The 12,803-nt window shown below is 37.9% G+C and carries 12 protein-coding genes and 1 tRNA gene; 5 read left to right on the top strand and 8 right to left on the bottom strand.

The window, feature by feature from the left end:
- Nucleotides 1-472: 472 nt before the first annotated feature.
- Nucleotides 473-937 carry a T9SS type A sorting domain-containing protein gene (locus ACIQ2X_RS07800; protein ID WP_396178368.1) on the top strand — a complete coding sequence of 155 codons (465 nt, stop codon included), beginning with the start codon at nucleotides 473-475 and terminating at the stop codon, nucleotides 935-937.
- Nucleotides 938-2,464 (top strand): hypothetical protein, encoded by a 1,527-nt coding sequence (locus ACIQ2X_RS07805; protein ID WP_396178369.1) that lies wholly within the window; start codon nucleotides 938-940, stop codon nucleotides 2,462-2,464.
- A 146-nt stretch (nucleotides 2,465-2,610) separates the two neighbouring features.
- On the opposite strand, the gene ACIQ2X_RS07810 is transcribed toward ACIQ2X_RS07805, so the two are convergent.
- The 5 genes from ACIQ2X_RS07810 to ACIQ2X_RS07830 form a co-directional block, all read right to left on the bottom strand.
- Nucleotides 2,611-3,777, bottom strand: coding sequence for a beta-ketoacyl synthase N-terminal-like domain-containing protein (locus ACIQ2X_RS07810; protein WP_396178370.1), 1,167 nt, complete (start codon nucleotides 3,775-3,777; stop codon nucleotides 2,611-2,613).
- A 123-nt stretch (nucleotides 3,778-3,900) separates the two neighbouring features.
- Nucleotides 3,901-5,172 carry an adenosylmethionine--8-amino-7-oxononanoate transaminase gene (bioA, locus tag ACIQ2X_RS07815; RefSeq protein ID WP_396178371.1) on the bottom strand — a complete coding sequence of 424 codons (1,272 nt, stop codon included), beginning with the start codon at nucleotides 5,170-5,172 and terminating at the stop codon, nucleotides 3,901-3,903.
- A gap of 47 nt (nucleotides 5,173-5,219) precedes the next feature.
- Complete coding sequence (locus ACIQ2X_RS07820; RefSeq protein ID WP_396178372.1) at nucleotides 5,220-5,807, bottom strand: Uma2 family endonuclease; 588 nt, start codon at nucleotides 5,805-5,807, stop codon at nucleotides 5,220-5,222.
- A gap of 233 nt (nucleotides 5,808-6,040) precedes the next feature.
- The gene (gene bioD / locus ACIQ2X_RS07825) at nucleotides 6,041-6,658 is read right to left on the bottom strand and encodes a dethiobiotin synthase (protein WP_396178373.1); all 618 of its coding nucleotides are present in this window, start codon (nucleotides 6,656-6,658) and stop codon (nucleotides 6,041-6,043) included.
- Nucleotides 6,659-6,791: 133 nt separating this feature from the next.
- Entirely contained in the window at nucleotides 6,792-7,937 is a 1,146-nt protein-coding gene (locus ACIQ2X_RS07830; protein ID WP_396178374.1) for an aminotransferase class I/II-fold pyridoxal phosphate-dependent enzyme, read from the bottom strand.
- Between the two features lie 223 nt (nucleotides 7,938-8,160).
- On the opposite strand from ACIQ2X_RS07830, the gene ACIQ2X_RS07835 reads away from it, so the two are divergent.
- On the top strand, nucleotides 8,161-9,120 hold the full coding sequence (locus ACIQ2X_RS07835) for a calcium/sodium antiporter (protein WP_396178375.1): 960 nt from the start codon (nucleotides 8,161-8,163) through the stop codon (nucleotides 9,118-9,120).
- A gap of 120 nt (nucleotides 9,121-9,240) precedes the next feature.
- Here the strand turns inward: ACIQ2X_RS07835 and ACIQ2X_RS07840 are convergent, their stop codons facing one another.
- The 3 genes from ACIQ2X_RS07840 to ahcY form a co-directional block, all read right to left on the bottom strand.
- Nucleotides 9,241-9,441 carry a cold-shock protein gene (locus ACIQ2X_RS07840; RefSeq protein WP_026704702.1) on the bottom strand — a complete coding sequence of 67 codons (201 nt, stop codon included), beginning with the start codon at nucleotides 9,439-9,441 and terminating at the stop codon, nucleotides 9,241-9,243.
- A gap of 176 nt (nucleotides 9,442-9,617) precedes the next feature.
- Nucleotides 9,618-9,998 (bottom strand): hypothetical protein, encoded by a 381-nt coding sequence (locus ACIQ2X_RS07845; RefSeq protein WP_396178376.1) that lies wholly within the window; start codon nucleotides 9,996-9,998, stop codon nucleotides 9,618-9,620.
- Nucleotides 9,999-10,407: 409 nt separating this feature from the next.
- Nucleotides 10,408-11,724, bottom strand: a complete 1,317-nt coding sequence (gene ahcY / locus ACIQ2X_RS07850; protein ID WP_396178377.1) for an adenosylhomocysteinase — start codon at nucleotides 11,722-11,724, stop codon at nucleotides 10,408-10,410.
- A 231-nt stretch (nucleotides 11,725-11,955) separates the two neighbouring features.
- Here ahcY and mce point away from each other — a divergent pair, with 231 nt between their 5' ends.
- Together mce and ACIQ2X_RS07860 are read left to right on the top strand one after the other, a co-directional pair.
- On the top strand, nucleotides 11,956-12,357 hold the full coding sequence (gene mce, locus ACIQ2X_RS07855) for a methylmalonyl-CoA epimerase (RefSeq protein ID WP_396178378.1): 402 nt from the start codon (nucleotides 11,956-11,958) through the stop codon (nucleotides 12,355-12,357).
- A gap of 99 nt (nucleotides 12,358-12,456) precedes the next feature.
- Nucleotides 12,457-12,530: transfer RNA gene (locus tag ACIQ2X_RS07860), tRNA-Ile, on the top strand.
- Nucleotides 12,531-12,803: the final 273 nt, after the last annotated feature.

The raw sequence follows: 12,803 nt of genomic DNA on the forward strand, positions 1-12,803 counted from the left end.
ATAAGATCTCAACCGCAATTAGAATTCAGTTCTGACTTATTTTCAGCATAAAGTTGAAATATTGACCTGTTTATAGGCAGTTACAATGCTTATTTCTAAAATCGTCAAAACTTTCGGATAGCAATGTAAAAAATGGTACAACCAAAAATAAAAAGCAGCAATATTATTGCAAAAAGTGTGGTAATAGATTTACAGCGAATTACACGTACCAAGCTTGTAAGTCCCATCCCGGTACTTAAAACGGCTGCTGAAAGAAGGGTTTTTTTTATTTCAGGGAATTTGTAACGCTAACAAATTGAGGAGTCAAACTTTTATAGGTTTGGTCGGAGACTTGCCAATGCATACACGAGATTAAAAATTTCGCAAAGCAGGTTGTTCTTGTTCTAAATTCAGGATAACGCAGTTTCATTTCATAAACAAATGAGAGTAAGTGGATTCTTAAAATAATTGACTAATTTTGAGAAAAATTAAAATGAAAAACATAACGACAATTTTATTTTTATTGCTTTTGAATTTCGCTTTTGCGCAAAAAAGTGTTGTGGCCACTGGCGGAAATGCAACAGGAACTGGCGGTACTGCAAGTTTTTCGGTGGGTCAAATTTCGTACAAAAGTCCAACGGGAAATACCGTTAGCGACGGTGTACAGCAACCTTTTGAAATTCAAAATCTTGGAACATCTGATTTTGAAGCCATTCAATTAGAAATGATTGTGTATCCAAATCCAACGGATGGCGCATTAGTACTTAAAATTGCGGATAACAATTTGCAAGACCTTGCCTATCAACTATTTGACGTTACAGGAAAAAATCTACTTTTACAAAACATACATCAGACTGAAACAGCTGTTTCATTGAAAAATTTTAATAAAGGGATTTATTTTTTAGCCGTTTTAATGCAAAATAAGCCGATTAAAAATTTTAAAATCATCAAAAACTAAATGAAAAAAAAACTAACTATTTTATGTACACTACTCACATTAGCATTTAGTACAAATTCTTTTGGGCAAATACCTCAAAGAATGAGCTACCAATCCGTTATTAGAAATGCCGAAGGTAACTTGGTTGTCAATGCGGCAATTGGTATTCAAATTAGTATTTTGAAAGACACGCCAACTGGACAAGCGGTTTATGTTGAAACAATGAACAATACTACCAATGAAAACGGACTTTTGAGTCTTGAAATTGGTGGTGGAACACCCGTTTTAGGGAGTTTTTCTCAAATTAATTGGGCAACGGGAACCTATTTTGTAAAAACAGAAACCGACCCAACCGGTGGAACCAATTATACGATTGTGGGCACCGGACAACTCTTGAGCGTGCCGTATGCCTTGTATGCTGGAAGTAGCAAAAACATCGGAAAAACCACTATTATTTTAACCGACGAAATTACCAATGAAGAAGCAGCGGCTGTAATTGCAGCACAAGCTGGGCCTAATACAGAAAATGTCATCATCAGTGGCACCAATCAATTGACCACATTGGATTTGAGTGTTTTGACGAGTTTGATAACGCTTGATATAAGTGATAATCCAAACCTGACCTCCGTCCTTTTAAGTAATGTGTCAAAAATACATAAAGAGGTTACTGTTGACGGAAATCCTCAATTGGCCACTATCAATTTGGATGCATTGACAATCGTTCCAAAGAAAATGCGTATTACTGGAAATGGTATTACGACCTTAAACTTGCCCTTAGTTACAAAGGTTGCTGTGTTTTCGGATTTCGTTATTTCAAGCAATCCAAGTTTAATCAATATCAATATGCCGATATTACAATCGATGGGTGAAAACGCTACACTTACCGTTAGTGAAAACATTCAATTGAGCTCTTTGTCTGCTCCAATTTTGCAAAATGGCTCCGTTTTTCAGATTTCTGAAAATAGCAATTTACAAACCATCAATTTTGGTTCGCTAACTCAAGTCCAAGGCATTAATTTAGCAAATAATAAGCTTATTGCACTATCATTTCCAAACTTAGCGTCTGGAGCCATTTCCATTTCGGATAGCCATACAACATCCATCGAAATGCCTTTATTGTCCCAGCCCACAGCGCTCGAAATATCCAATACCAATGTAACCGCATTGTCATTTCCAGCCGTAACCTCCTGCGATGGTATTTACATCGAAGAAAATGCATTGTTAACTTCTGTCAATTTATCTTCTTTAGTAACAGCTGCGGCAACTATTCGCTTGATATCCAATCCTTTGTTGACCTCAATTAACCTAACCGCGTTAGCCGTCCTAAATCCACAGAATCTGAATTACAGCTATTATTTTGATTGTTCTGATAATGCATTGCCTGAAAATCAAATCAACACTTTACTGAATAAATTAACTACAGTAAATCCAAATCCAGGAAAAACAATTGATTTATCAAGTCAAAACCCACTTGCACCGCCAACGGGTCAAGGATTGATAGACAAGCAAACACTTATTACTAATGGTTTTGAGGTGGTTACTGATTAAGTTTCTTTTTAAAATGAGCGCTGCAAAATTTCAGGCGCTTCTTGCAGATTCACATCGGAAAAAAAATTTTACCGCAAATGTGCAAATTTGTTTTCAGTTAATTTGCGCATTTGCGGTTACCAGTAATTGATAGTTCGGATGAAAATTTAAACATCCAATTTCATCAAAATGCTCACCGCGTTTCCTCCAAAACCTACCGAGTTGATCAAAACGGTTTTTATGGGCCTGGTTTGCACTTGTTGTTCTACAAAAGGAACTCCGATAAATTGATTGTGTTGCATCATCAAAAGGCCCAATTCCATGTTCAATAAACCCGAAGAAGCAAAGGTATGACCGGTTTTCCACTTGTTGGTGGTAAGCAGCGGCAGGCTTTCGCCAAAAACATGCTGGATGGCTTTGTACTCCGAAGTATCGCCTTTGATCGTTCCCGGAGCATGCATCACGATGGCGTCAACCTTTTCGGGAGCGGTATTTTTCAACGCCATTTTCATCGATTTTTTGAAACATTCGGCTTCGGCAGAAACGGAAACGGAGTGTTGCAAAATTTCGGTGGCGTAACCTATTCCCGTGATATACGCCAAGGCATTGGTTTTTTTTCCCAGTTCCAAACAAACGGCTGCGGCACCTTCGCCCAAAACCATACTGTTTTTAGTTTTGGTGAAATCGAAAGCGCGACACGGAAAATCGGTGGGCGATTTGGAAGCATAAATTTTCATCGCTTTCATCTGTGCAATCGTAAACGGCGTCAAAGGTGCTTCGCTACCACCCACTATAAATGCATCCGCCATACCGGCCCGAAGCCATGCAATGCCGTTTAAAACTGCATGCAATCCTGTAGAACACGTAATGGAATGGGATAATTCCGGTCCAACAGATTGTAAATCGTGGGCAACCCATGACGAGATGTTTCCGAGCGTTGTGCTTGGAGAAGCTAGTGTTTGGGCTTTTCCGGTTTCTAAAAATTCTTGAAAATGCGATTCAAATAAAGTGGTTGCGCCACGAGACGAGCCAAAATTGATTCCGAAATCGGATTTGTCTTGCCAATTGGCTTGCTTTACCGCTTGGCGCGAAGTCCAAATGGCCATTAAAACCGAAGGATCGAGTGACTTGTATTTACTATCGCTGTTGCGAATTTCGGCGATGAGTTGGCTTGCTTGTAGTGAAAGTGGCGCGGCAAATTCTACTGCGTTTCCAAAGGATTGCAGTTGCAAAAAATGATTGGGTTGCAGGTAATTGTTCCAGACTTCGGTGGAATTTTTTCCTAGTGATGAAAGGCTGGAAAGAGCGGTTATAGCAATGGGTTCTTGCAACATAAAAATGGTCTGGTGATACGTAAATTCCTAGCCCAGATAGAAGTGGAAATCCTTAAGGTTCCGGTCCCGACACTTCGGGAGGAACCTTAAGATTGTAACGAATAGCTGGATTAAGCTCCAAAATTAAACTATTTCAATGGCTTCTTCAATGATTGAGTAGACTTTTTGTAACTGGCTGTCAGTGATGATGTAGGGCGGTAAAATGTAGACAATGTTTCCCACGGGACGTAAAATAACGCCTTTGCTGATGAAAAAGTTATAGAGTTTGTTTCGCATCGTGCCGTAGTAACTTTCGGTATTTTCGGATTTGATTTCGAGGGCAAAAATGACGCCCATCACTCTGGTGGTTTTGACTTTTGGATGGTTTTGAACCCGTTCTTGAAAAGCCAAATGCTGCTTGTTGATCCGAATGATATTGTCTTGTATTTCGGGTTGTTCGAGCAGTTCCATACTGGCCAATGCGGCGGCACAACCCGTTGGATTGGCGGTAAATGTGTGTCCGTGAAACAAGGCTTTATTGATGTCGTTGTCGTAAAAAGCGTCGAACAATTCTTGGGTAAAAGTAGTTAAGGCCATCGGAATGGTGCCAGCGGTCAAGGCTTTAGAGAGGCACATCATGTCGGGTTGCTTGGTCAAATAATCGCAGGCAAAATTTTTACCGGTTTTGCCAAAGCCTGTCATTACTTCGTCGGCAATGGTAAGGACGTTGTTTTGTTGGCAAATTTCGATCAGTTGGTCTAACGATGCTGCCGAATACATGACCATTCCAGCGGCGCCTTGAACGAGCGGCTCGAAAATAAAAGCGGCACAAGGCTTGGATTGTATTGCGTTTTGCAAGGCAATATAACTTGCTTCTTCGTTTCCAGGTGTTGGAACGGGAATGCGAATGACATCGACAAACATTCCTTCAAAAGCTTGGGTATACAGCGAAATACCACTGGCTGCCATTGCGGCAAATGTGTCGCCATGAAAGGCATCTTCGAAAGAAACTAGGGTTGTACGCTTTTCGCCTTTGTTGAAAAAATACTGCAAGGCGACTTTAATCGCAACTTCCACAGCTGTCGAGCCATTGTCGGAAAAAAAGAGTTTTTTTTGATTGGAAGGCAAGATGGGAAGCAATTTTTCGGCTACTTTTACGGCAGGTTCGTGTGTAAAACCACCAAAAAGAACGTGTTCCAGCGTAGTTAATTGTTTGTAAATAGCATCGGCTACAAAAGTGTTGGAGTGTCCGAATGGGTTAACCCACCACGAGGCGATGGCGTCGATGTATTCCTTGCCGTTTTCGTCCCAAAGTAATGCGTCTTTCCCTCTTGCAATTCCGATAATTGGTGCTGCGGTTTTGTGTTGGGTGTACGGATGCCAAAGGTGTTGGCGGTCTCTTTCTGATAAATTCATGCTGCAAAGATACAAAGAGACTAAAGGAATAAAAACGGAAAATCAAATCAATTAAAAATTTCTGATAGGGTAAAATCCAATTGTGGAAACAGCGGACTTTTAACGATGCTTTCTTCAATTAATGGTTTCTGTCCTTCGAAAATACCGTTTTTGAGTACGTAAACGAGCATGGTTTTGTCGTCTGGATTGATCATCCAATATTCTAAAACGCCTGCTTCTTGGTACAAATCATATTTATAAGTCATTTCTTTTTTGGAATTTCCGGGAGAAAGAATTTCAACAATCAAGTCTGGAGCGCCAATAGCACCTCGAGCATCTAATTTAGCTTCATCGCAAACCACACACAAATCAGGTTGAACTACGGTGTACACGTCACTGTCTTTTTTAGATTTCTTCGAGTCTAATAAACGAACATCAAATGGAGCCACGAAAAGATTGCAAGAATGATTTTTAAATTTGTTACCTAAAATAATAGTTAAGTCCCTTGAAACTTTTTGATGATACATACTTGGTGCTGGACTCATTTTAAATATTTTGCCCCTGAACAATTCCAATCGGTCTTGAAACATCCAAGTCAAATAATCCGCATAGGAATAAGTTTTGTTTAAATCTAATTCATTGATATCGGTAATCATAACGTTTTATTTTACACAAATTTAATGAAAATGCTTGGATTTTGAGAAAGAGTTTAAAAATTGAAAGTTTGACAAGATTATACACCCGAGGCCCGATAATTATCGGAACGAACAGAAGAAGTAAATTTTGATAGATTTTATTTCATTTTATTACACGAATTCCGACTAAAGTCGGAAGAATGCTTTAACACAATGCGACCACGGTTTAACCGTGGTATAAAAATGCATGCAAATTAAAGTTGCTGTAAATTTTCGCGCCACAAATCGGCGTATTCGTTGATAACGTTGGAATCGATGTACGGCTCTGGTTCCAGTCTTCCGATGTATTTTACGTTGGTTTTGCTCAAAATGACGGATTCGGTTGCTTCGTTTTTTTGTCCGTTAAAAATAATTCCAGCTACTTGGATGTTTAAGTTTTTTAAAGCTTCAAGGGTGAGTAAAGTATGATTGATGCTTCCTAAATAATGACGGGACACTACGATTACTTTATAGTCGGGACGAATCAAATCAGCAATCGTTTCTTTGTCATTAATAGGTACAAAAAGTCCGCCCGCTCCTTCAATTACCAAATGGTTTTTAGTTTTTGGTTCTGTTATTTTTTGAATATCGATTGTGACTCCATCAATTGTTGCTGCATAATGCGGACTAGCCGGCGTATTTAGGGCATAGCTGTTTTCGAAAAATGTAGTTTTATCGTTAGAAACGAAGGCTTTTACTTTATGAGTATCCGAATGATCCAAATCACCTGCTTGAATGGGTTTCCAGTAATCGGCTTCTAAGGCTTGTGTGACGATAGCGGAGACCACGGTTTTTCCAACGTCGGTGCCAATTCCTGTAATAAATAGTTTCATTTTTTTAGGGTTGCGGTTTGTGAGTTATGGGTTGAAAGTAGGGTGGGATTCCCGACAAACAAATTTATTTATTTTATTCTAGAAAAATCAAAGTTTGTTGCGAATGCGGTAAAATTTATGGATAGCATTTTTTTCAGAAAATCATTTTTGAAAGTGTTTTTAAAAGTGCCTCGATTTCTGCTTCTGTATTGTAATTGTGTAAACAAATTCGCAAGCGTTCTTGTCCTTCGGGAACAGTGGGCGAGAGAATGGCTTTTACATCAAAACCTGCTGTTTGCAAATCATTGGCTATTGTTTTTACCTTTTCATTTCCAGGAATTATCGCACATTGAATGGCTGATTTGCTTTTTACAAAAAGGGGTTTCAATCCCAATAATTGCTTTTGCTGGTTGAAGGTGTTGATGTTGTTTCGCAGTTGATCGCGACTTTCGCGGTTTTCGTACAACTGTTTGTAGGCCACTTGAATTGTGGCAACTGCATGAGGCGAAAGTCCCGTGGTGTAAATCAAACTTCGGGCAAAGTTGACCAAGTAGGATTTCAATTCGGCACTTCCTAGAATTACCGCGCCATGGCAACCCAAACCTTTTCCGAAAGTGATGATTCTCGCAAAAACATCTTTTTGTACATCCAATAGTTGAATTAAACCTGATCCCTGATTTCCAAAAACCCCCAAAGCGTGCGCTTCGTCTACTATGAAGTAAGCATTATTTTGTTTGCAAATTTTTGTTAGTTCTAAAATTGGAGGTGTGTCTCCGTCCATAGAAAAAACAGATTCGGTAACTACATAAATTTCCGAATTGGTTTTGAACTTTACTTTTTGAATCAATCGCTCCAAATCCTCTACCTCGTTGTGTTTGAATTTGTAGGCTGTGGCATTGGACAGGAGGATGCCGTCTCTAATCGACGCGTGAATTAGTTCGTCATACAAAATATAATCGCCTTTTAGCGGTACCGCACTAAAAAAACCCACATTGGCATCATAACCCGAATTAAACAATAATGCACATTCGGCATCGTGAAAAGCGGCAATATGGCTCTCGGTTTCGTTGTATAAGCTGTGGTTTCCAGTTAATAAACGAGATCCTGTAGCTCCATTTTGGTGCATGTTCCTGCTGTTTAAAAAAGTGTGTACTTCGTCAAAAATGATTTTCGACTGTGCAAAACCCAGATAATCATTTGACGAAAAATCAGTGTGACCTGAATTATTTCCCAGTTGTCGCAAAGCGTTATTTTGGGTTCTTTTATTTAGTTTTTCGGTTAACTTGTCAGGAAAATTCATGGAGTAAATTTAAGTATTAGTAATGAGATGGAGAACTATCTTGTAAAAAATGCGCCATAATCCATCCAGTTTGTTTTTTTGCATTAAAATTGAAATTGTTTTCGGTAATGCCTTTTGTTTAAAATTCGAGTTTGTTCGTTAAATCCATCTTAAACATTTTATAATACAGTGGCTTCGACCTATCTTCGGACTTCAAATGAATTTAAATTTAATACGGTTTCAAATGAACATGATTTTGCCTTTTTCTTTAGTCATCATTGGATTTGTGGCATTGATTTACGGCGCGAATTGGCTGGTAAATGGAGCCTCGTCATTGGCAAAAAAGTACAAGGTTTCTGATTTAGTAATTGGATTGACTATTGTGGCTTTTGGTACCTCCGCGCCTGAACTGGTTGTAAATTTTATGGCGTCGTACAACGGATTACCCGATATTGTTTTGGCAAACATTGTAGGAAGTAACAATTTTAATCTATTTATTATTTTAGGAATTGCGAGTTTGGTGTATCCTATTGCGGTTCAAAAATCAACTATTCGAGCAGAAATTCCTATTTCGTTATTTGTAGCCATTGTTTTTATGCTTTTAGCAAACGACTTTTTTGTGGGTTCCAGTAGCGGTATTTCACGGTTGGATGCGGCTGTAATGTTGCTGTTTTTTGGCGGATTTCTTTATTATATTTTTAATCAGATGAAGTTGGAGCGACCGGAAGAATTTACGTTTATGCCCAAATCAAATACAGCAATTGTTGCATTAATCGTTTTCGGACTGGTTGGATTAGTAGCAGGTGGGAAGTTGGTTGTGGATAATGCGATTGTGATTGCTAGTGATTTAGGGGTGAGTCAAAAAGTTATTGGATTGACAATTATTGCTGCCGGAACCTCGTTACCGGAGTTGTTGACTTCGGTTGTTGCTGCGATGAAAAAGAACAGTGATATTGCGATTGGAAATGTAATTGGTTCCAATATTTTTAATTTGCTTTTGGTGATTCCAATAAGTGCAATGATCAACCCTATTGTATTTAATACAAATTTTAATCAAGATATTTTGATATTGATTGGTGGCACTGTATTGGTTGTGGCGTTACTTGCTTTGGGGAAATCAAAAAAAATAGCGCGTTGGCATGGCTTAGTTTTACTTGGTATTTATTGTGTTTACACTGGATATTTGATTTCCAAAGAATTGTGATTTTTTACAGCAGCATCAATCTGAGATCAATATCAAGTTTTAAAACGTTTCCATAAAAAAAGCGCTTCATTTCTGAAACGCTTTTACTCCTTCGAGGTAATAAAAATAATCTATATATTTTTAGTCTTCAAGAGCTACTACTTGAGCAGCAACTTTACCTTTTCTTCCTTCTTCTTCTTCGTAAGATACTCGGTCACCTTCGCGAAGTTCTTCCGCTCTGATTCCTGATGCATGAACGAAAATGTCTTTTCCTGTTTCTTCGTCTGTAATGAATCCGTAACCTTTAGACTCATTGAAAAATTTAACTGTACCTGTACGCATTGTAATAATAAAAATAATTAATAATGGTACAAATGTAACCTTTAATATCATACAACCAACATGTTATGTTAAAAATATCAAAAATAATTTTATTTTTTTTATCGGAATTTGATAAGTATACAGCTAAAAATTTAGTAAATCATTTAAAATCAATTAATTGACTTTTTTAACAAGCGCTATTGATTGAAGTGATTGGTAAAAAAAGATATACTTTCTTCATCACTCATTTTATTGGAAGTGCTTTCGGACGCAACTGTATTTTTGTACTGAGCGGTTTCGGCCAGGAATTTAATAAACTGTTGTTGGATTTGTCCTGTACCTGTAACGTGGATTTCATCCACGTTTGGCATCATTTGTGCAATTTCTTTAAAATACTTTTGAGTTGCAGCAATTTCCTGATTGTGTGCTGCATTTTCATTGGAATTTCCGTCAGAGCCACTGTTTTTTATGTGGTTTAAAACTTCAAATGTTGCTGATGCTGTATTTTCTTTACCAATGATGGTGGCTTTTTGCGAATCCATCCATACGCCAAACTGCTTTTTGTTTCTTTGTGTCATTTTATCTTTTTTTAAAGGTATGACTTTTGGTATCTTAAAAATTTATTTTGTGTTAAGATTGTGATGAAGTGATTTCTGTATAGAGTCTGATTGCTACTGTGTTTGCGTTAGGGGGTGAAGTGAAAATCCTTTTGTGTGGCTTTTTTTTGCCACATAAAAGATTACTTCACTACAATATTGTTTTAATTGGTGTTCAGTGAACTTCGTTTGTAGCGAAACACCCGACCCGCAGGGAAACGCCCAAATAACAAAATTTGAAAGGAGCTAATGTCCGGAGTGGTTTTACTTTTTTTTGAATTTGGAGTAACAAAAAAACCTCGCAACCCGATTCTTGGGGCTGCAAGGTTTTTTGTTTTAATACTTTATTACCGTCGCTTAGATTGGCTAATGCTTCGGGAATTACTTCATATTAATATCTGTAGTATTCTGGTTTGAAAGGGCCTTCAACAGGCACTCCAATGTAGGCTGCTTGGTCGTCGCGCAAAGTTTCGAGTTCTACACCTAGTTTTGCCAAGTGCAGCATTGCCACTTTTTCATCCAAATGTTTTGGTAACATGTATACCTCATTTTTGTATGCCGCACTGTTTTTCCACAATTCGATTTGAGCCAATGTTTGGTTTGTAAACGAATTACTCATTACAAAACTTGGGTGGCCTGTAGCACAACCAAGGTTGACCAAACGACCTTCGGCCAATAATAGGATGTCATTTCCGTTGATAGTGTATTTGTCTACTTGTGGTTTGATTTCGACTTTAGAAGCACCGTGGTTTTTGTTTAACCAAGCCATGTCAATTTCGTTATCAAAATGTCCGATGTTGCATACGATGGTTTTGTCTTTCATTTGCTCGAAATGACTTCCTAAAACGATGTCTTTATTTCCAGTTGTCGTGATGACGATGTCGGCAGTTTTGATAACTGTGTCTAGTTTTTTTACTTCAAAGCCGTCCATTGCAGCTTGTAAAGCACAGATTGGGTCAATTTCGGTAACGGTTACAATCGAACCAGCACCTCTAAATGAAGCTGCAGTTCCTTTTCCTACGTCGCCATATCCACAAACGATTACTCTTTTTCCGGCTAACATGATGTCGGTTGCACGACGAACGGCGTCAACAGCCGATTCTTTACAACCATATTTATTATCAAATTTCGATTTAGTAACCGAGTCGTTTACATTAATCGCTGGCATTGGTAGCGTTCCTGCTTTTACTCTTTCGTATAAACGGTGAACACCAGTTGTAGTTTCCTCAGATAAACCTTTGATTCCAGCAACCAATTCTGGGTAGCGGTCAATAACCATATTAGTCAAGTCTCCGCCATCGTCAAGAATCATGTTCAACGGTTGTCGGTCTTCGCCAAAAAATAGTGTTTGCTCAATACACCAGTCAAAATCTTCTTCGTTCAAACCTTTCCAAGCATAAACTTGAATTCCAGCAGCAGCAATTGCAGCCGCAGCTTGGTCTTGTGTAGAAAAAATGTTGCATGAACTCCACGTTACTTCAGCACCCAAAGCAATTAAAGTTTCAATTAAAACGGCCGTTTGGATTGTCATATGTAAACATCCTGCAATTCGAGCACCTTTTAAGGGTTGTTCGTCTTTGTATTCGGCACGAAGCGCCATTAATCCTGGCATTTCAGCTTCTGCTAACTCAATTTCTTTTCTTCCCCATGCTGCTAGAGAAATATCTTTTACTTTAAAAGCCACAAAAGGCATTGTTGTAGAACTCATGTATCGTTTTTTAGATTGTCTAATTTCGGTGCAAATTTAAGCAATAACTTTTACAGATTCCTATTTTATCCTTGATTTATGAATTGTTTAGTACTATAAGGCAAAGAACAATAAGTAATTAGCAAAGTAAAAGGGTAAGTGAATCGTTTAATTAAAAATTTGCTTACTCTGAATTAATAAGTTCTGCACCATTTTATAAAAACTTTCCGAACTTTGCTGTAAATTTATCTTATGAGAAAAATAGAACACATTGGTATTGCTGTAAAAGATTTAGAAGTTTCCAACGCACTTTTCGAAAAACTTTTTGGAGCCGCGCCTTATAAGTTTGAAGAAGTTGCAAGTGAAGGTGTAAAAACCTCTTTTTTTATGAACGGTCCTAATAAAATAGAACTTTTAGAAGCCACAAATCCAGAGAGTCCAATTGCTAAATTTTTAGAAAGAAAAGGCGAAGGCATTCATCATATTGCATTTGATGTCGAGGATATTACGGCAGAAATCACACGTTTACAAGCAGAAGGTTTTACGGTTTTAAATGAGGTTCCAAAAAAAGGAGCAGATAATAAATTAGTTGCTTTTTTGCATCCCAAAGGCACAAACGGTGTTTTGATAGAGTTGTGTCAAGACATCAAATAACGCATTTTAAAAGTATTTGTACCTATTTAAAAGCTGATTATTTTATAGAAAATAGTTGCAACAAACCGAAAATAGTAGTAATATTGCAACCGCAAGTTTGGTCCTATAGCTCATTCGGTTAGAGCAACTGACTCATAATCAGTAGGTGCTTGGTTCGATTCCAAGTGGGACCACAAAATAAAACCGTAATTATCGTTTGGATAGTTACGGTTTTGTGTTTTAAACCAGATTCTAACCGTTTTTTTTATTTATTTACTGTTAATCTCTTTTTATAGCAATTATTAACCATTATATTTGAAGCGATTAAAAATTTAAAACTCCTATTATGAATCTCAAACCGATAATTACCACCACTTTTTTTGCCGCAATTTTATTTACTTCTTGTAAAAAAGAGTTAGAGCCACAAGCCAGTTCATCCACAACCGAAACAGAAGTTTCATCGGCGG

The organism is Flavobacterium sp., from assembly GCF_044368625.1.
Lineage (GTDB): Bacteria > Bacteroidota > Bacteroidia > Flavobacteriales > Flavobacteriaceae > Flavobacterium.

Excerpts from the sequence above, each read along its gene's own strand:
- ACIQ2X_RS07800 (WP_396178368.1), top strand. The coding sequence starts at position 473 with ATGAAAAACATAACGACAATTTTATTTTTATTGCTTTTGAATTTCGCT.
- ACIQ2X_RS07805 (WP_396178369.1), top strand. The coding sequence starts at position 938 with ATGAAAAAAAAACTAACTATTTTATGTACACTACTCACATTAGCATTT.
- ACIQ2X_RS07810 (WP_396178370.1), bottom strand. The coding sequence starts at position 3,777 with ATGTTGCAAGAACCCATTGCTATAACCGCTCTTTCCAGCCTTTCATCA.
- bioA (WP_396178371.1), bottom strand. The coding sequence starts at position 5,172 with ATGAATTTATCAGAAAGAGACCGCCAACACCTTTGGCATCCGTACACC.
- ACIQ2X_RS07820 (WP_396178372.1), bottom strand. The coding sequence starts at position 5,807 with ATGATTACCGATATCAATGAATTAGATTTAAACAAAACTTATTCCTAT.
- bioD (WP_396178373.1), bottom strand. The coding sequence starts at position 6,658 with ATGAAACTATTTATTACAGGAATTGGCACCGACGTTGGAAAAACCGTG.
- ACIQ2X_RS07830 (WP_396178374.1), bottom strand. The coding sequence starts at position 7,937 with ATGAATTTTCCTGACAAGTTAACCGAAAAACTAAATAAAAGAACCCAA.
- ACIQ2X_RS07835 (WP_396178375.1), top strand. The coding sequence starts at position 8,161 with ATGAACATGATTTTGCCTTTTTCTTTAGTCATCATTGGATTTGTGGCA.
- ACIQ2X_RS07840 (WP_026704702.1), bottom strand. The coding sequence starts at position 9,441 with ATGCGTACAGGTACAGTTAAATTTTTCAATGAGTCTAAAGGTTACGGA.
- ACIQ2X_RS07845 (WP_396178376.1), bottom strand. The coding sequence starts at position 9,998 with ATGACACAAAGAAACAAAAAGCAGTTTGGCGTATGGATGGATTCGCAA.
- ahcY (WP_396178377.1), bottom strand. The coding sequence starts at position 11,724 with ATGAGTTCTACAACAATGCCTTTTGTGGCTTTTAAAGTAAAAGATATT.
- mce (WP_396178378.1), top strand. The coding sequence starts at position 11,956 with ATGAGAAAAATAGAACACATTGGTATTGCTGTAAAAGATTTAGAAGTT.